Source organism: Massilia sp. Soil_C_3 (genome assembly GCF_057657035.1).
Window position 1 is genome coordinate 145,404 of sequence record NZ_JBDGJG010000010.1, and the last position, 18,726, is coordinate 164,129.

The 18,726-nt window shown below is 66.9% G+C and carries 11 protein-coding genes; 6 read left to right on the forward strand and 5 right to left on the reverse strand.

All coding sequences use genetic code 11. The annotated features are described in order from the left end of the window. Positions 1-85: 85 nt before the first annotated feature. From AC3A6F_RS21060 to AC3A6F_RS21085, 6 genes are all read left to right on the forward strand, one after another. Positions 86-4,435 carry a cobaltochelatase subunit CobN gene (locus tag AC3A6F_RS21060; RefSeq protein WP_487684481.1) on the forward strand — a complete coding sequence of 1,450 codons (4,350 nt, stop codon included), beginning with the start codon at positions 86-88 and terminating at the stop codon, positions 4,433-4,435. Continuing rightward, entirely contained in the window at positions 4,432-4,875 is a 444-nt protein-coding gene (locus tag AC3A6F_RS21065) for a MotA/TolQ/ExbB proton channel family protein (RefSeq protein WP_184240196.1), read from the forward strand. Before AC3A6F_RS21060 ends, AC3A6F_RS21065 begins: the two co-directional genes overlap by 4 nt. Then, complete coding sequence (locus AC3A6F_RS21070) at positions 4,872-5,189, forward strand: DUF2149 domain-containing protein (RefSeq protein WP_320474501.1); 318 nt, start codon at positions 4,872-4,874, stop codon at positions 5,187-5,189. Before AC3A6F_RS21065 ends, AC3A6F_RS21070 begins: the two co-directional genes overlap by 4 nt. After that, a complete protein-coding gene (locus tag AC3A6F_RS21075; RefSeq protein ID WP_487684485.1) occupies positions 5,189-7,273 on the forward strand; it encodes a TonB-dependent receptor in 2,085 nt (694 codons plus the stop codon). Before AC3A6F_RS21070 ends, AC3A6F_RS21075 begins: the two co-directional genes overlap by 1 nt. Then, positions 7,274-8,710 carry a PepSY domain-containing protein gene (locus AC3A6F_RS21080; protein WP_487684488.1) on the forward strand — a complete coding sequence of 479 codons (1,437 nt, stop codon included), beginning with the start codon at positions 7,274-7,276 and terminating at the stop codon, positions 8,708-8,710. A gap of 78 nt (positions 8,711-8,788) precedes the next feature. Beyond that, on the forward strand, positions 8,789-9,661 hold the full coding sequence (locus tag AC3A6F_RS21085) for an NYN domain-containing protein (RefSeq protein WP_487684491.1): 873 nt from the start codon (positions 8,789-8,791) through the stop codon (positions 9,659-9,661). Here AC3A6F_RS21085 and AC3A6F_RS21090 read toward each other — a convergent pair. The 5 genes from AC3A6F_RS21090 to AC3A6F_RS21110 are packed head-to-tail and all read right to left on the reverse strand — an operon-like array spanning position 9,546 to position 18,617. Further along, positions 9,546-10,325 (reverse strand): ThuA domain-containing protein, encoded by a 780-nt coding sequence (locus AC3A6F_RS21090; RefSeq protein WP_487684494.1) that lies wholly within the window; start codon positions 10,323-10,325, stop codon positions 9,546-9,548. The two genes, AC3A6F_RS21085 and AC3A6F_RS21090, sit on opposite strands and share 116 nt — an antisense overlap. Before the next feature lie 19 nt (positions 10,326-10,344). After that, positions 10,345-11,232: an alpha/beta hydrolase gene (locus AC3A6F_RS21095; RefSeq protein WP_487684497.1), complete on the reverse strand. Its 888-nt coding sequence runs from the start codon at positions 11,230-11,232 to the stop codon at positions 10,345-10,347. Continuing rightward, positions 11,232-14,267 carry a glycosyl hydrolase family 28-related protein gene (locus AC3A6F_RS21100; protein ID WP_487684500.1) on the reverse strand — a complete coding sequence of 1,012 codons (3,036 nt, stop codon included), beginning with the start codon at positions 14,265-14,267 and terminating at the stop codon, positions 11,232-11,234. Before AC3A6F_RS21100 ends, AC3A6F_RS21095 begins: the two co-directional genes overlap by 1 nt. Before the next feature lie 15 nt (positions 14,268-14,282). Next, positions 14,283-15,596 (reverse strand): gluconate:H+ symporter, encoded by a 1,314-nt coding sequence (locus tag AC3A6F_RS21105; protein ID WP_487684503.1) that lies wholly within the window; start codon positions 15,594-15,596, stop codon positions 14,283-14,285. A gap of 12 nt (positions 15,597-15,608) precedes the next feature. Beyond that, positions 15,609-18,617, reverse strand: coding sequence for a TonB-dependent receptor plug domain-containing protein (locus AC3A6F_RS21110; protein WP_487684505.1), 3,009 nt, complete (start codon positions 18,615-18,617; stop codon positions 15,609-15,611). Between the last annotated feature and the right edge of the window lie 109 nt (positions 18,618-18,726).

Genomic DNA, 18,726 nt, shown 5'->3' on the forward strand with positions numbered 1-18,726 from the left:
GCACGCGTCCCTGTTCATCGCGGAAGGATGGCGGCTGCCTGTTGTCATGCGCGCTTTGGCGCGCAGCTAAAAGGTCGACGTTCACATGAACACGCTTTTCCTTGTCCGCATCTGCGCCGCATTGGCGTTCCTGCTCGCCTGCGCTTCCAGCAGCGCCGCGACCCTGTTCGCCGTGGTCACCGAGCGCGCCGCGCCGGGCGCCATCGAGGCCGCTCACCGCCACCTGGCCAGCCATCCGCAAGACCGCATCCTGCTGCGTACCCCGGCCCAGCTGATGGCGGCCAGTGAGCGCGACGTGGCAAAGTGGATCGCCGGCGCCGACAGCATCCTGGCGGTATCGCTGTTCGGCGACCCGGCGCGCCGCATGAAGGATGCTCTGGCGCGGCACGCCAGGCCGGACACCGCGGTGCTGGCGCTGAACGGCGAGGCGACCCTGAACCTCATGACGCGCTCGCGTAACGGCAGCCTTGCCGGCTTCTCGCCCGAGCTGCTGCGCCAGCTGGCGGGCGAGGCGCCGCCGCCGGCCGCGTTGCAGGCGGCCGAGGCCGATCCCGCCGCCCGCCACTGGCTGGCCGCGCGCCGCGTGTGGCAGGCGGGCGGCGTCGACAACACCACGGAGCTGATGCGGCACCTGCTCGCGCCAGGCACGCCCCTGGCTGCTCCGCAGCCCGAGCCCACCCTGCGCCTGCGCGCGGGACAGCGCGAGCTGCAGGACGCCGCCGCCTGGGGCAATGCCTCGAAACTCGGCCTGCAGGACCGGCCGACCGTGGTCGTGCTCGACCTGGCGAATATGGATGGCGTGGTGCCCGCGGCGCTGTGCCGCCGCATCGAGGAGCTCGGCCAGCCCTGCGTGCAGCTGCTCACACGCTGGGGCGGCGCCTCGCGCGAAGCGCTCGAGCGCCTGCCGCAGCTGGTCGCGCCGGCCAAGCCTGCGGCGCTGGTGGTGCTGCAGGACTTCGTGGTTGGCGCCGCAGAGGGCCGTGCGGCGGTGGACGAAGCCTTCAAGCGCCTGGACATCCCGGTGTTCAAGGCGATCCGCCTGTCGGACCGCACAGCGATGCAGTGGCAGCTGTCGCCCGACGGCCTGCCGCCCGATTCGGTCCAGTACCGCGTGGCCCTGCCCGAGCTGCAGGGCATCAGCCAGCCAATGGTGGTGGCGGCCCTGGGCCAGCCCCAGCGCGACCGCCAGACCGGCATCGAGAACCGCCCGCCAGTACTGCTGCCGGCCGAAGTCGACCGCCTGTCGGGGCGCGTGGCGCGATGGCTCGCGCTGCGCGCCAAACCGAATGCCGACAAGAAGGTCGCGATGGTCTACTACAACCATCCGCCGGGCCGCCAGAACATCGGCGCCGACAACCTCAATGTGCCGGACTCGCTGTTCGAGATGCTGCATGCCCTCAAGGCCGCCGGCTACACGGTCGGCGAGCTGCCGGCCTCGCCCGAGGCGCTACTCGACATGATCATGGCGCGCGGCGTCAACCTGCCGGAAGACCGCGCCGCCCTGCGCGAGATGGCCGGCACCGTCAATGGCGTCACGGCGCAGGATTACGCGCGCTGGTTCGCGACCCTGTCGCCGCGGGTGCGGGGCGAGATGCAGGACGGCCTGCTGGGGCGCCTGCATGCCGACGTGCTGGCGGCCGAAAAGGCCGGCGAACGCGCGCTGGGCCGCAAGCAGGCCGAGACCGTGATCGAGGAGCTGCTGCACCTGGTCGAGGGCGTCGACCATCCGCAACGCGTCCAGGCCACGCGCGACCTGCATGCGCTGGAAGAGGGTTACTTTGCCTGCCTGGACGACGTCAAGCCACGTCCATGCCAGTCGCTTGCTCCCCTTTATCGACGCCTGATCGCCTACGGCATCGAAGGCATGCGCGGCTGGGGCCCTGCGCCGGGCAGGGTAATGGTCGATGGCGGCAAGATGCTGGTGCCGGGCCTGGTGTTCGGCAACGTCTTCATCGGCCCGCAGCCGCCGCGCGGCTGGGAAGTGGACGAGGAACTGCTGCACGCAAACACCAGCATCACGCCGCCGCACCAGTTCCTGGGCTTTTATCACTGGATCCGCGACCGCTTCAAGGCCGACGCCGTAGTGCACGTGGGCCGCCACTCTACCTATGAATTCATGCCGGGCAAGGCCGTCGGCCTGTCGAGCGACGACTATCCGAGCCTGATCGCGAGCGACCTGCCGGGCATCTACCCGTATATCGTCGACGGCGTCGGCGAAGGCACGCAGGCCAAGCGCCGCGGCCTGGCCATCATCGTCGACCACCTGACGCCGCCGCTGGCGACCACGCCGCTGTACGACGAGCTGCTGTCGCTGCGCCAGATCGTCGAGAGTTTCGAAGCCGCGTCGTCCGAATCGCTCAAGACCCAGGCCGCGCAACTGATGCGCGAGCGCGTCGTGGCCCTGAACCTGCGCGCCGAGCTCGAAGCGTCGATGTCCGACGTATTGGAGGTGCGCGGCATCGGCTTCGACGCCGCCGATGACGACCTGCTTGCGCACGAGATCGGCCACTATCTGACCAAGCTGCAAGAGAAATTCATGCCCCACGGCCTGCACGTGTTCGGCCGTCCATGGAGCCGCGAATCGCTCGACCTGATGCTCGATTCGATGAAGAAGAGCGGCATCAACGATCCCGACGTCGCGCACAAGCTGCGCGACTCGCCGCGGCGCGAGATGGCGGCGCTGCTGGCCGGCCTGGATGGCCGCTACATCGAGCCGGGCAAGGGCAACGATCCGCTGCGCTCGCCCGAGGCGCTGCCGACGGGCCGCAACTTCCACGCGGTCGACGGCGACATCCTGCCGACCCGCCTGGGGTTTGGCCTCGGCCTGCAGATGGCGGGGAAAGCCGCAGAAAGAGACAAAGTAGGCGAGGGCAGCGAAGGCATCATCCTGTGGGCGTCCGACGCCGTGCGCGACGAAGGCGTGATGGTCGGCTTCGCGCTGGCGATGATGGGCGCCGAACCGGTGTGGAATGCGCGCGGCATCGTCACCGACGTGAAACTCACACCGGGCGCCGTCCGGCGCGATGCGGTGGTCACCACTTCCGGCCTGTTCCGCGACCTGTACCCGAACCTGATCCGCCTGATCGACCGCGCCGGCCGGCTGGCGCTGGCGGCGTCGGCGCAGGCGCTGGTCGAGCAGGATCCATCGCTGCGCGAGGGCCTGCAGGCGGCGCTGGCGCCGATCGAAGGGGCTGTGTGGGGCAGCGAACCGGCCACGAGCAATCGCGTGGCGCGCGAATGGCTGACCCGCCAGCGCGCGCTGGCGGCGGGCGGCATGGCGGCGGGCGAAGCCGGGCAGGCGGCCGCGCTGCGCGTGTTCGGCGATGCGCCGGGCGCCTACGGCACTGGCGTGAACCGCCTGGCCGAGCGCTCCGGCGCCTGGCGCGAGCGCGAGGAGATCGGGCGCGCCTACCGCAACCGCATGGGCCATGCCTATGGCCTGGATGCCGAGGGCGCCTCGAGCCATCGCGCTTTCGACGTGGCGCTGGACGGCATCCACCGCACCTACCACGGCCGCGCCAGCAACCTGTACGGCCTGCTCGACAACAACGACGCCTTCGACTATCTGGGCGGCCTGTCGCTGGCGGTCGAGACGCGCACCGGGCGCGTGCCGGACGCGCTGATCCTGCAGCATGCGCAGCCGGGCCAGGCCGACGTCGAGCCACTCGCCAGCGCCTTGCTGGGCGAGCTGCGCGGACGCTTCCTGAACCCGGCCTGGCTGCGCCCGCTGATGGACAACGGTTATTCCGGCGCGCGCACCATGGGCCAGGAATTCATCGAGAACCTGTGGGGCTGGCAGGTGACGCGGCCCGACCTGGTCAAGAACTGGGCCTGGGACGAAGTCAAGGCCGTCTACTTCGACGACCGGCACCAGCTCGGCTTGCCCGAATTCCTGGGCCAGCGCCACAACGCGCACGTGAAGGCGCACATGCTGGCGGTGTTCATGGTGGCTGCCGAAAAAGGATTCTGGAAGACCGATCCCGAGACCATCCGCCGCATGGGTGGCGAACTGGCGCGCCTGGTGGCGGCCAACGGTCTGCCGGGTAGCGGCCATACGGCGCCCGATCACCCGATGTGGGGCTGGCTCGCGCCGCAACTGGATGGCGCGGATGCGCAAAAGCTCGGCGTGACGCTTGCCAAGGCGCGGGGCGAGCTGCTGCCGGCAGTGGCCACGTCCGTCCCTGCCGCCGCCGCCCCGGCGCAGCAAGCTGCAGTGCCTGACGCTGGTGAAGCGAGCGAACCGGCGCCACCTGCGCCTGCGCTGTTGCCTGAACCAATGCGTGTCTATGAACTGAAGCAGCAACCCGAACCCGCGCAGCCTCCTGCTTTGCGCATCGTGCAGGTGCTGGCCATCCTGGCCGCCTGCCTCGCCCTGTTCTCGCTCGGCCTGTGGCGCGGCCGGCATCTCCCTCAACCTCTCAGGAGTCATCCATGATCGAAACCCTCTCTTACGCCTGGCTGCACGACGCCGTCAGCTGGCTGCTCGCGCCATCCCTGGTGGCGTTGCTGGCCGGCTGTGCGATCGCATTGGTCGAATCCGGCATCGCCGTCGGCGAACGCTTCCACGGCCTGGCCAGGTTGCGCGACAGCGGCGATGTCGAGGCGGTGCAGCGCATTGCGCGCCACCGCCTGGAGCGCGCCGACCTGCTGGCGCGTATCCCCCCAATGCTGGGCCTGATGGCCACCATCATCCCGCTCGGACCGGGCCTGGCGGCGCTGGGCGAAGGCGATCCCGCCAAGCTGGCCAGCGCCGTCACCGTCGCCTTCGACGCCACCGTGCTGGGCCTGGTGGCCGGCATCGGCGGCCTGGTGATCGGCAAGCTGCGCCGCCGCTGGTACGAAGAGACGCTGGACGCGATGGAGCCGCAGCCATGAGTGGGCGCGGCAGACTGCGTCTCTACCGCCACCTCGACGCGCGCTTCGACCAGAGCGACGAAGACCCACGCGCCAGCCTCGTCAACCTGGTCGACGTGATGCTGGTGTTTGCCTGCGGCCTGATCGCCGCCATCGCCGGCACGCAAGGGAGCCTGAAAACCCCGCAGCCGGTGGAGAAGGGCCGCCAGATCGAGCGGCCCGCCAGCGGCGTGACCCAGGACGGCAGCGGCTATGACCGCGTCGGCGAGGTATTCCGCGATCCCAAGACCGGCCAGCTGATGCTGATCGAACCTGCACAGACCAAGAACAAATAATGAACGCCATTTTCCAAGCCCGCCCGCTTGCCGCGGCCATCGCCCTGCTGTGCGCTGCCAGCGTCTTCGCACAAGACCTTCCCACTGTGACGATTCGCGGTGCGGCTGGTGACGAAGGCCTGGCGCTCGACCGCCAGAACAGCACCGGCAGCCGCCTGGACATCAGCGCGCTCGACCTGCCAGCCAGCGCCGAGAGCCTGAGCGCCGCCACCATCGCCGCGCGTGGCGACCTGCTGGTCAAGGATGCGGTGACCCGCACCACTGGCCTGACCGACAGCAGCTCGCCCGGCAGCGGCATCAGCTATTCGGCGCGCGGCTTCAACGGCAACAACTCGATCGCGATGCTGGAGAACGGCCAGCACCTGCTGGTCGGTTCCACCACCGCGACCTATCCGGCCGATCCCTGGGGCTACGAGACGATCGAAGTGCTGCGCGGCCCCGGTTCGGTGGTCCACGGCAGCGGCACCACCGGCGCCATCATCAATGCCGTGCGCAAGGCGCCGCGTCGCGAATCCTCGCTCGAGATCCTGGGCGGCATCGGCGGAGGTGAATCTCTGCGCGCCGGCATCGGCGCCACCGGTGCGCTGGGCGAGCAGGGCGCCTTCCGCGTCGACGCCTATGCCGGCCGCAGCGACGGCTTCATCGACCGCGGCGAGTCCCGCCATGGCAAGATCCTGACCAGCATGACGACCACGCTGGCGCCTGGCGTAACCCTGTACGCCCAGCTCGATCATGCCGAACAAGATCCGATCCGCTACTTCGGCACGCCGCTGGTGAACGGCGGCCTGGCCGAACGGCTGCGCGACGAGAATTACAATGCCGGCGATGCCGTGCTGCGTTTCGTCGACGACAAGGCCGTCGCGCGCCTGAACTGGCAAGTGACGCCGAACCTCGACATCAGCAACGAACTGGCTTACTTCAAGTCGCGCCGTGACTGGCGCAATATCGAATCGTATGCCTACGATCCGGTGCGCGACGTGGTGGACCGCAGCGACTACATCGGCATCCGTCACGACCAGGAGCAAACCGCGAACCGCCTGGAGGCGCGCTGGAAAACCGGCGCCAACCAGGTCGTGGCGGGCTGGGAAGCCTCGACCATCAACTTCAAGCACACCAACAACTCGCCCTATGGCGGCGCATCGACGGTGGCGCCGAGCGGCTTCGACCCGGGCAGCTTCTGGGACACCCCGGACCCGTTCCGCCCGAACTTCGCGACCGACACCACCACCCATGCCTTCTATCTCGAGGATGCCTGGCGCGTGGACGAGCGCCTGCTCCTGACGGCGGGCGCGCGCCATGACCGCTACAAGATCGACCGCCGCAACCTGCTGGCCGACAGCGGCCACTTCGGCACCACGCTGCGCGCCAATTCGGTCCGCCTTGGCGCGAGCTGGAAGCTGGCGCCGGATACCTCGCTCTACGGCCAGGTCAGCACCGGCAGCGATCCGCTGACGAGCCTCTTGTCGATGACCCTGGCCAACAGCAAGTTCAAGCTGACCGACGCGCGCCAGGTCGAGGCGGGCGTCAAGCAGATGCTGGCCGGCGGCCGCGCCGAGTGGACGGCGGCGCTGTACCGGATCAGGAAGGACGACATCATCACACGCGACCCGGACAATCCAGCGCTGTCGGTGCAGGGCGGCTCGCAGACCTCGCAGGGCGCGGAAGTGAGCGCCAGTGTGAGCCTGGCCCCTGGCTGGCGCATGGATGCCAATGTGGCCTATACGGATGCCGAGTTCGACGAGCTGCTGGAGGCGGGCAACGTCTCGCGCGCGGGCAATCGCCCGGCCAACGTGCCGAAGGTCTCCTCGAACCTGTGGCTGACGCACCGCGCCGGCGACTGGCGCACCAGCGCCGGCCTGCGCTACGTGGGTGAGCGCTTCATCAGCAATGCCAATACCCAGGCCTTGCCGGCCTATACCACGCTGGACGCCTCGATCGGCTGGGCCCTGAGCCGCAACGTGCAGCTGCAGCTCAACCTACGCAACCTGACCGACAAGCTGTATGCGATCACCTCGTATGGTTCTTCGCAATACCTGCTGGGCGACGAGCGTCATGCCGAGCTGACCGTCCACTGGCGTTACTAAGTGTCCTGGAAGCGCCAGCTCTACTGGTGGCACCGCTGGCTGGGCATCGCGATCGGCCTCTTGGTGCTGCTGTGGTTCGGTTCCGGCATCGTCATGATGTACGTGCCCTATCCGGAGCTGACGGAACAGGAGCGCATGGGCTGGCTGGCGCCGCTCGACCCGGACCTTGTGCAGGTAACGGCCGGTCAAGCATGGACCGGAGGTGGGACTAAAAGCGCGGCCCCGGATGCGGTGCGCGTCAATACCGTGGCGGGCCGCCCGGCGTGGCACTTCCAGCACGAACGCAACTGGCATTCGGTATGGGCCGACAGTGGGGCGCCGCTGGAAGTGAACTACCTGATCGTCTCGAGCAGCGCGCGCAGCGCGGCGCCCGATGCGCGTTCGCTGGCAGTCGACAAGATCGAACTCGATCAATGGACCTTCGGCGCCGTGCGCGCGCACCGGCCCCTGTACCGCGTTGCCGCTGCCGATGATGCCGGCAGCGTCCTGTACGTGTCCGGCCGCACCGGGGAGCTGGTGCGCGACACGACCCGCAGCGAGCGGGCCTGGAACTGGGTCGGCTCCGTCATCCATTGGGTATACGTGACGCCGCTGCGCAAGCACAACGAAGCCTGGCGCCAGGCCGTGATGTGGACTTCCGGCGTGGCCATGGTGCTGGCCGTGACAGGCATGGTGATCAGCATCCTGCGCCTGCGTGTGCGGCGCCGTTACGCGGGAGGCCGAATGTCGCCCTATACGGGCTGGAAGGCCTGGCACCACTGGCTGGGTCTCTGTATCGGAGCGCTGGTCATCACCTGGCTGTTCAGCGGCTGGTTGTCGGTCGGTCCGTTCGGCTTTCCGTCAGGCGGCGGCGTCACCGCGCACGACCGGCAGGCATTCGCCGGCGGTGCGCTCGACAGCGACGACTTGGCGCTGGATGCGGCCGCGCTGCTGCGCGCGCATCCCGGCACCCTGGAACTGGAATGGCGCCGCGTGGGCGGCAAGCTGTATCTGAGTGCGCTCGGCCGCCAAGGACGCAATCTGGTCGATACACGCGACAGCGCCGCCGTGCCTGGCGTGCCGCACGAGGCGCTGCTGCATGCCGCGCAGGCGATCCGCCCCGGGGCGCCGATGCAGGCGGAACTGCTCACCCGTCCCGACGACTATTACTACAGCCATCACCGCGAAGCGGCCTTCCCGGTCTTGCGCGCACGCTTCGACCTGCCTGAAGCGCCGGTGTTCTACATCGACCCGGCCCAGGGCCGCCTGGCCGGCTACGTCGACCGCGACAAGCGCTGGGACCGTTGGCTGTTCAACGGCTTGCACCAGCTCGACTTCGCCTTCCTGCGCACAAGGCCGCTATGGGATGTGGTCGTGATCGTCCTGTGCGTGCTGGGCTTTGCCCTGACTTTCAGCGGCCTGGTGCTGGGCTGGCGGCGCTTGCGGAAGGCAAGATAAGATATTTACGGAGGCGAGATTTTTCTGCTCAAATCTGATACACTCTTCTTAACAACTAATCCGCGACGCCGGTGTGGCTTGACCATCTGGGGCGCGGGGGAAGAAGCCGGCGCAAGCCGGTTTTTTCATTTCTACGGAGCGAAAATGGCAGGAGTACAGGTCATAGTTCCAGTGCCGTTGCGCACCCGCATCTATATCGATGGCTACAATCTCTATTATGGCTGCCTGAAGAGTACGCCATATAAATGGCTGGATCTGATGACGCTCTTTGAGCAATATATTCTTCCCGCCAGCGCGCCCGCTGAAAGCGTGCTATTGCCTCTAAGTATCAAGTTCTTCACCGCCAAGATATTGGAAAAGGCTGCTAAGGCGCTTGATTCGGTGTCGTCACAAGCGCGATACCATACGGCGCTGCGCAAACTTTACAGCGAAAAGATTGAACTTATCGAAGGCTACTACTCGTTGATTGAGTCAAAAGCCAAGCTCGTGAATCCGGCAGCCCCGGAAGCCTGGCCGCGCGATTGCCAGGAAACGCTGGTATGGAAGCTTGAGGAAAAACAGTCTGACGTTAATCTCGCGCTGCAGGCTTACCACGATGCGATAACAGGTGAGGTCGATCAGGTCGTGATCGTAACCAACGATACCGACATTGCTCCCGCATTGCACTTGATCCGTGCCCACACGAGGGTAAAGATAGGACTCGTGGTCCCATCTCGGAGTCAGCAAAGGATTCCCAACAGCGAACTGGCTGAACTCGCACACTGGGTACGCACGCATATCACTCTGAATGCCTGGAACGATAACTTGACGAGCTGCAGCGCAGGCATTCAGCTATTTAACGGCTTTCGCTGGTTCGCCCCAATCCAGTCGCGGCCCAGTAGATCCCGCCCAGCAGATGTCCCAGGTATTGCGGGTCGCGGTACATCTCGCCGTTGTGTCCGAGCGTGGTGACGAACACGCGGCCCTTCTCGTGCTGGTGGTGCCAGGCGATCGGGTGGTCCTTGCCCATGCCCTTCACCGTCTGGCCCGGCCAGATCAGGGTCGGGTCGTAGCTCGACTCGTCCACGTTCAGCACCGGGTTGATCGTTACGTTGTAGGGATTGGTGAAGGTGTAGAACTCGTCGCTCCAGACCCAGCGCCCGGGCAGGCCGAAGGTGGCGGGGAAATTCTTGTCGACGACGGTCACCACTCCGGTCTGCAGCTTTGGATGCAGGCCGATCGTGCGGCCCACCATCTTCTCGAACCAGACCCAATCGTTCGGCTTGGCGATCGCCGCGCGGTGCACCACGACGGCATTGCCGCCGCCGCGCATATAGTTCTCGAAGTTGGCGCGCTGCGCCGGGTTCAGCTCCTCGCCCGGCGTGTTCAGGAACATCACGGCCGCATACTGTTTCAGGTCGCCTTCGAATACCTGGGTCTTGCTGGTGTAGGTGAGTCCGAACGAATGCAGCTTGGCCAGGCGCTCCAGGTTGTCCCGCGCGATCGGGATGTATTCGTAGTGGTACTTGCCGGGCGTGGCCAGGACCAGCAGCTTGAACTGGTCTTCGGCCAGGCTGTCCGGTACGAGGATCGCCATCATGGCCAGGCCTGCGGCCAGGGATGTCATTGGTTTCATCGAGTCTCCTTGTCTGTTCTTATGGCGCCGGCACGCCTTCGGGCCGGCGTCCGGCGCGCGGCACCAGCCAGCCGCCGTCGGACAGCCAGTCGGCCAGCCGGTCCGGCCAGTGCTGCAGCGAGACGCGCTCGCCGCGCTGGCCCATATTGAAGGCGTGGTCGGTATCGGCATACAGGTGCAGTTCGGCCGAGACGCTGGCCGCCACCAGTTGCTGGTACAGCGCGATCGTGGGCGGCATGCAGCAGGCGTCGCTTGAACCGGCGATCAGGAAGGCCGGTGGGGCGTTCTTGGCATCGGTGGCGGGCGTGCCTAGCGGTCCGGGATAGACCAGCACCTGGAAGTCGGGCCGGGCCGACTGGCAGTCCAGCGCATCGCCGCCAGACGCGAGTACCGGCGCCGGATGATTGGCCACCAGCGCCGCCAGTTCGCCGCCGGCCGAAAAGCCCATCACGCCGATGCGTTCGGGATCGACGCCGTAGTGCGCCGCATTGGCGCGCACCCAACGCACCGCGCGCCGCAGGTCGCTGGCGGCATCGTCCTCGATGCTATAGCCCGAGTTTCCATCGCGCGCCAGCCGGTACTTGAGCACGAAGGCGGTGACGCCGATCCGGTTCAGGGTCCTGGCCGCCACCATGCCCTCGTTCTGGAACACCAGCATGCGGTGCCCGCCGCCAGGGACCACGATCACGGCGGCGCCGTTGGCATGGCGGCGGTCGGCCTGCGCCACCGTCAGCGACGGCGCATGCACATTGCTGAAGTAGACGCCGTCCTTGACCGTCTCGGGTTCGTGCTGGCGGCCCTGGGATCCGGGCGCGCCGTTGGGCCAGAGCTGGATCACGGAGGGCTGCTGCGCGATGGCGCTGCCGGACACCAGCAGCGCCGCGCACAAGATGCGGATCGCGCGCATCAATCCTTGACCCGGGTCGAATACAGCGAGTGGTGAGTCAGGATGAACAGCGTACGCTTGTCAAGACCGCCGAAGATCAGCTGCAGCGGACGCTCCGGCACGTCGATGCGGCCCTTCTGCTTGCCGTCCTTGTCATAGATGAAGACCTGGCCGTTGGCCACATAGAGGTCGCCGTTAGGACCGACCGCCGCGCTCTCGCCGCCGCGGTTGGCCAGCAGCTTGAGGTCGGTGATGCCGCCGCCCGCGTTGACGGTGCCGCTGAAGGTGCGGTTCTCGGAGCCGTTGGTGAACACCACGCGCTGGCCCACCGGCGCCGTGACGAGGCCGAAAGCCTGCAGCGAATCGGCCCAGCGCCAGCCCAGGTGGTCCGCCGCACCCTGGCGCAGCACGCGGTAGGCGGGCAGCACCAGGCTGCCGTCTGGCGACACGTATTCTTCCTTCTTCGGCAGGGCGACGTCGCGTGCGAACATCTCGGCCAGGGTCGTGAATTCGAAGGTGTCGTAGTTGAGCTGGTCCTTGAATTCGCCGTTCTGCCAGAAGTTGACCGGCACCGCGACCCGCGCGCCCTGGCGCGGTGCGACCGGGGTCGGCTTGATCATCGTGATCTCCGTTCCCGGCGTGCCCGGCTTGAAGGCGTAGACGCTGGCCTGCGGGCCGTAGTTCGAGATCACCATCAGGTTGCCGCTATTGTCGATGGCCAGGTTGACCGGATCGAGCGGGGCGTCGCGCACCACCACCAGGCCCTCACCCTGGGTGTAGCTGTAGATGCGCTTCCAGTGGCGGTCCACGAAGTACAGCTTGCCCTTGGGATCGACGGTGGCGCCGGCGATCGAATAGAAACCGCCTTCCAGCTTGTCGACCTTGCCCAGCGGGGCGGGCGCCTTGCGCTGCTTGCCGGTGTAGTCGAACACGGCGAACTCGCGCTCGCGCACCTCGAGCTTGTTGGAGACGTCGCGGATCGCGTTCTCGTAGGCGAACTTGCTGGCGCGCAGATAGGTGGTGCAGCCATTGTCGTCGCAGGTGGCAAAGCCGCTCTCGCCGTTCACGTGCACATTGCGAAAGCGGATGTCGCTGGAATTGGTGATCAGGATCGCCGCCGGCATCGGTTTATAGGAACGCGTCACGCGGTAGCCGTGGTAGTTCGCGAACAGCAAATTTCTAGAATTGCGAATCTCCAGCGACACCGCATCGGCGCCATCGCGGATTTCCTCCTCGGTCTGCGGCGCCAGGAATTCCCAGTTCTCCACATTGTCCAGCACGATCTCGGCGCGGATATGGTGTTCGGCCGACAGCTCATAGACCTTGCCCGGCGTTTTGGTATTACTCACGTAGAAGCCGGCCTGGGCATAGCCGCTGGGCGACCAGATGCCGGAGAAGGTGCCGCCGCCGCCGTCCGTCACCCACACGCTCGGATACTGGCGGTCCCAATGCGCGGTGGTGTCGAATTTGGCGTCCTTCTGGTACGGGTCGGCGCGCCGGCCGTCATACAGGCGGGTGCCATGGCCGCCCTGGATGCGCACGTCGTCCACCAGCGAGTGTTCGCCGGCGCGCCACAGCAGCGCCACCGCGCGGTTGTTGATCTCGCCGGTCGCCAGGCCAATGCCGGACACGATGCCTTCGCCGCCACGCGCGCTTTCCAGCAGCGCCTTGGGGCTGTCGACGCCCTGGAACCTGGGCGAGCCGTTCGGGATCAGGAGCTGGGTCAGGCCCGGGTGCAGGGCGATGATCACGGTGTCCGGCCGCATGCGGATGGTGTCGTTGACGACATAGAAGCCCAGCGGCAGGTAGACCACGCGGTTGCTGTCGATCGCCTTCTGGATCGCCGCCGTGTCGTCGGTCTTGCCGTCGCCTTTGGCGCCATAGGTGTGCACATTGGCCCATTCCTTCGACGCCGGCAGCGGGCGCAGGGCGCGGGTTGGCGCCTTCACCGAAGTTGGCAGCGCCGCCGTCTTGTAATTGGTCGAGAATGTGCCCGGCTCGCCCATCTGCTTGATGAACAGGCCGTAGTTGAATTCGCTGACGGTATAGTCGCGGCCCTTGCCGGCCAGCGTCTTGCCGCTGTCGCGGAAGCGCACGAACGTTGGCACATTGCGCGCGATGGCATTCTCCATGCCGACCTGGGTGTACACATTGTCTTCGTTGCTGACGATGAGCGCGGCCTTGCTGACGTTCTCGAAGCGCACCTCCTTGCCCCACAGCCAGTCGCCATAGCCGCGGTTGATCTCGACGCCGACCGGGGTGTCCTTGATTTCCGTGTTGATCATCGTGAGGCTGGCTTCATGCTCGCGGATCGCTGCGTCGCGCTGGCCCTCGAACGTCGAATCCATCAGCGTGAACTGCCAGGCGGGCGAGGTCTTTTCGCTCAGGATGCCGTAGCGGCCGCCGTAGAAGCGCAGGTTGTAGGCCACGTTGCCGACCTGGTAGACGCCGGCCAGGCCGGAGCCCAGGTGGAAGTCGATGTGGCTCAGGTTCGAGTGCTGGGCCGTGTGCATGCGCACCGCGGCGGCGGCCGGATTGCCGTCCCTGATCTCGAAGTCGACGTTCGACAGCGCCGAATAGAAGGTCGAGGAGTTCGCGTTACGCACCGCCTTGCCTTCATCAAAGCTGAACGGCACCGCGCTCGGCACCGGCATCGGCACCTTGCCGACGCTGTACTGGTCGCCGCCGGTGAAGATGATCATATTGGCCACGCCCTTCTGGAAGCCGGGCGTGTTCTCGGCCAGCACGAACACGGGACGGGTTGGGCCGACGCCGTACAGGCGCACGGCCAGCGGGATCAGCAGCGAGCGGGTGATGCGATAGCGGCCCGAGGGCAGGAACACCACGCCGCCCTGGCCCTTGTTGGCGGCGGCATCCAGCGCCTGCTGGATCGCGGCCGTGTCGTCGGCCTGGCCGTCGCCTTTCGCACGCACCACCACGGCGCGCGGGTCTTCGGGCATGGCCTGGTAGGCCGAGATGGATGCGGCGTTCGCGGCGCCGGCCAGCAGGAGCGACAGCGCCAGTGCGCGCTGAAGTACGGATAGTGTCGTCATCATCGATCTTTTCCTCAGCTATTGTAGAAACAGCGACAGAAGCATCACGAACAGCAGGCCGAACACGCCCACCAGGGTCTCCATCAGGGTCCAGGAGCGGAAGGTACCCTTCAGGGACAAGCCAAAATATTCCTTGAACATCCAGAAGCCGGAATCGTTGACATGGCTGCACATCAGGCTTCCCGCGCCGATGGCCAGCACCATCAAATTCGGGTCGACGCCCGAGCTGTGCACCAGCGGCGCCACGATCCCGCCGGCCGTCACGCCGGCCACCGTGGCCGATCCGAGGCAGATGCGGATCACCGTGGCGACCGACCAGCCCAATACCAGCGGCGGTACCGGAAGGCTGGACAACAGCGCGCCGAGATCCGCGCTGACGCCCGACTCCACCAGCACCTGCTTGAGCGCGCCGGCGCCGGCAATGATCAACAGGATCGGCGCGATCTCGCGCATCGCCTCCGCCGGCCCCTGCATCACGGCGGAAAAGCGCCGCCCCTGCGCCAGCCCCAGCGTCCAGATCGCGACCACGTACGACACCAGCATCACCACCAGCGGGTTGGCGAGGAAGGACAGGCTGCCGCTCAGGTCCGGCCGCGCCATCGTGAGCACCGTCGTCGCCCCCAGCAGCAGCACCGGCAGCAGGGCGGTGGCGAAGCTGTTGAAGACGCCCGGCAGTTCGCCCTCCTGCAGCGCGCGGCCGTCCTGGAACATGGCGGCCGGTTGCGCCTCGACGCGGCGTAGCGACATGGCGAACACCGGACCGGCGATGATCAAGGTCGGTATCGCCACCACGATCCCGTACAGCAGCGTGGTGCCCATGTCGGCGTGGATCGCCGCGACCAGCGCCACCGGCGAAGGATGCGGCGGCAGGAAGCCGTGGGCGATCGACAGCCCGGCCAGCAACGGAATGGCCAGCGCCACCGCCGGCCGCCCCGAGCTGTATACGAGCGAGAAGATCAGCGGCACCAGCAGCACGAAGCCGACGTTGTAGTACAGCGGGATGCCGACCACGAAGCCGGTGACGGTCAACGCCACCGGGATCCGCGACGGTCCCAGTGCGTCGACCAGGCAGGTGGCGATGCGGCGCGCGGCACCGCTGTCGGCGATCAGCTTGCCGAACACGGCGCCCAGGCAGATGATCACCACCAGGGAGCCGAGCAGGTCGCCGATGCCCTTTTCGATCGCGCCCGGGATCTTCGACGGCGGCACCCCGAGCAGCAGGGCCGCCGCGATCGATGCCGCCACGAAGGCCAGCAGGGGCTGGACCTTGCCCCAGGCGATCAACAGCGTCAGCAGGCCGACCGCCAGCAGTACGGAAGCGATGTTCCACACGGCCGGCTCCCGTCAGAAACCGTAGCGCAGGCCGACCCGGTAGGTGCGTCCGACCACGTCGTACAGCGCCGGATTGATGCCATAGCTGGCATTGGTCTGCGGCGCCGCTTCCGGCGCGCGGTCGGTGACGTTGTCGATCTTGACGTAGGCCTGCAGCTGCTTCGACAGGTTGTAGCTGGCGCCGATGTCGAGATAGGCCGCACCCTTCATCTTGTTGTCGTAGATGGTCGGGTGGATCAGGGTCGACATCGGGCAATTGGTCTGGCACTCGATGAAGTCGTTGCGGTAGGTGCCGTCGCTGATCCAGCGCTCGGTCAGCGTGAGGCTCAGCTTGTCGTTCTCCCAGGTCTGCTGCGCCAGCACCTTCCACTTCGGCGTATTGCCCATGTTCGAGCCGGCCGAATCCACCGCGATGGTGCCGACCACGCCCGACTCGGTGATGTAGTGCAGGTTGCGGGTGGCCAGCGCGCGGAAGGTGAAGCGCCCCGGCAGGGCAAAGCGTTCGAGGCCGGTCCTGTAGGCAGTCTCGAGGTCGAAGCCCTTGACCTTGAGCGAGGCCAGGTTGAAGTTCTGCACCGTGACGTAGTTGTTGCCCGGGCTATTGAGCACCATCGCCTGGCAGATCTCTTGGTTGCCGGCCACGCACAGGTCGACTTCCTGCTGGATGGTCAGCGCCGAGATCACGCCCTTGACTTCGATGTCGAAGTAGTCGGCCGAGATGGAAAAGCCCGGCGCCCACTTGGGCTGGCTCAGGACGATGCCGAAGGTGTTGTTGCGCGCGATCTCGGGGCGCAGGCCGGTGTTGCCGACGGTGCGTTCCTGGACGCTGATGGTATTGCCCTGGTACTGGACCACGTTGTTGACCACCACCGGCGCCGCGAACAGCTCCGACAGGTTGGGCGCGCGCACGTCCTTCGAGGTCACGCCGCGCAGGCGCAGGCCGTCGATCGGCGTCTGCCAGGTGGCGCCCAGCTTCCAGCTGCCCACGCTGCCGGCGGTGCTGTACTTGGTCTCGCGGTCGGCCAGGTTCAGGTTGGCCTCGCCCCAGGTCTCGGACTTGAACACCGGGATGTTCAGTTCCACATAGGCTTCGCGCACGTTGTAGCTGCCTTCGCCGTTGTGGAAGTTACCGGCGTACCAGTTGTTGCCGACGGTGGTGTTGAGCAGCGGGTCGGCCGGGTACATCGCGTTGTTCGGCGAATCCGGGGTCACGCCGTTGCCGTAGGCGTCGCCGCGCACGCGGTATTTCTCGCGCCGGTATTCGGCGCCAGTCGCCAGCGAGATCGGGCCGGCCCAGCCTTCGAACAGTTCGCCGTTGATGTTGAAGCTGCCCACGTCCTGGCTTTGCGTGGTGCGCTGGCGCGGGCCGTTGGCCGGCGCGATATAGGCCCAGGCGGCCGGATCGATCGGGTTGTCGCCGATGATATTGAGCGGCACGCAGCCGGATGCCGCGGCCACCGGATTGCGGCAGACGATGCGGCCGTCCGGCGCGCGCACCGCGTCGATCGCATTGTTGTAGCGCGCGTTGAGCGTCATGTTGAAGGCGTCGAGATTGGTCTTGTTCTCGCCGTGGGTCACATAGGCGTCGTACGACCAGTCCTTGCCGAACAGGGCGAACTTGCCCTCGGCGCCGAGCACGAAGCGGCGCTGGGTACGGGTCGGCTGGACGTCGATGTTCTCGGGGAAGACCGCGTTCGCGGTGCCGTACTGGAAGCTGGTGATGTTGTTGCGCGCGCAGGCATCGACGATCGACGCCGGCAGGAAGGGGTTCGAGCACTGGATGTTCAGGTTGGCGTTCTTGGCCGCGCCCGGGTTGGGCGAGAAGCGCGAGGCCACCTGGCCATAGTTGGCGGTGAAGTAGAGCTGATGGTCGGGATTGATGTCGAACGACATGCGGGTATAGGCCACCTGGCGCTTGAAGTTCATCGCCAGGTTGGTGCCCGAGCCCACGCTGCCGCTCAAGTCGCCGCCGATGCAGAACGGATTGACGCAACCGGTGACGGCGCCGGTGCCGGTCGGCCGGCCGTTGGACCCATACTGGAACTGGTAAGGCACGCCGCCCGCGCCGAAGGCCGTTCCCTGCAGCGGGCCGCTGGTGATCAGGCCGTACTTGGCGTACTGGTATTGCTGCGCCTGTTCGATCACGCGGTATTGCGGCAGTCCGTCGCCGGTCTGGTTCAGCGGACGCACCGAGTAGGCCGGGTTCTGGTACCAGGTGCGGCCGTTCGGGCCCTTGCCGCCGAAGCCGGGCGATTCGATGCCGTTTTCCTTCGTGAACTCGGCGCTGGCCGTCACGTGGAAGCGATCGTTCAGGAAGGCCTTGCCCCAGGCCGCCTGCACGCTGCCGCCGCGGTCGTCGTCGTACTTGGTCTGGCCGCCCTGGACGTGGGCCTTGAAGCCGGTGAATTTTTTATCGGTGACGAAGTTGACCACACCGCCCACCGCGTCCGAACCATACGATGCCGATGCGCCGCCGGTCACCACGTCGACACGCTTGACCAGCAACTGCGGGAACTGGCTGACGTCGGTCACGCCGGTGACGTTGGCGCCGACCACGCGCTGGCCGTCGAGCAGGGTCAGGGTCCGGATCGTGCCCAGGCCGCGCAGGCTCAGGGAAGACAGGCCCTGGATGCCGCTGCTGGTGCTGTTGGTGCTGGTGGTGCGGCCGGTGCTGCCCTGCAGGGCCGGCAGTTCGGCCAGGGTGTTGAACAGGTTCGGCTTGGCCGATTTCTCGAGGTCGGCGCTGGTGAGGCTGGTGGTCGGCGTCGGCATCGTGAAGCCGCGCGCGGCGATGCGCGAACCCGAGATGCGCACGACGGTGGTGGCGCTGCCGTCTGCCGCAGCGGGGGCCGGCGCCAGGGCGTCGGCCGCTTGTGCGGCGTCGGCCGGCACGGTCTGTTCCGCGCTGTCGGCGGCGGGCGTCGGCTCGGGCTGCACTTGCTGGGCGTGGGCGATGCCGACGTTCCAGCAGGCGCTGGCCACGGCCAGGCTGATGAGAGTCCGTTGAACTGGTGTACGCATGATGTCTCCTCGATGCTTGTTGTATGGGAGCGCGCCGTCTCTATGGTCGGCTGCGCAACAGCTTGCAACTGGCTGCTTGCGATGAATCTCGCCCAACCCCGGTGCCAGG

Excerpts from the sequence above, each read along its gene's own strand:
- AC3A6F_RS21060 (WP_487684481.1), top strand. The coding sequence starts at position 86 with ATGAACACGCTTTTCCTTGTCCGCATCTGCGCCGCATTGGCGTTCCTG.
- AC3A6F_RS21065 (WP_184240196.1), top strand. The coding sequence starts at position 4,432 with ATGATCGAAACCCTCTCTTACGCCTGGCTGCACGACGCCGTCAGCTGG.
- AC3A6F_RS21070 (WP_320474501.1), top strand. The coding sequence starts at position 4,872 with ATGAGTGGGCGCGGCAGACTGCGTCTCTACCGCCACCTCGACGCGCGC.
- AC3A6F_RS21075 (WP_487684485.1), top strand. The coding sequence starts at position 5,189 with ATGAACGCCATTTTCCAAGCCCGCCCGCTTGCCGCGGCCATCGCCCTG.
- AC3A6F_RS21090 (WP_487684494.1), bottom strand. The coding sequence starts at position 10,325 with ATGAAACCAATGACATCCCTGGCCGCAGGCCTGGCCATGATGGCGATC.
- AC3A6F_RS21095 (WP_487684497.1), bottom strand. The coding sequence starts at position 11,232 with ATGCGCGCGATCCGCATCTTGTGCGCGGCGCTGCTGGTGTCCGGCAGC.
- AC3A6F_RS21100 (WP_487684500.1), bottom strand. The coding sequence starts at position 14,267 with ATGATGACGACACTATCCGTACTTCAGCGCGCACTGGCGCTGTCGCTC.
- AC3A6F_RS21110 (WP_487684505.1), bottom strand. The coding sequence starts at position 18,617 with ATGCGTACACCAGTTCAACGGACTCTCATCAGCCTGGCCGTGGCCAGC.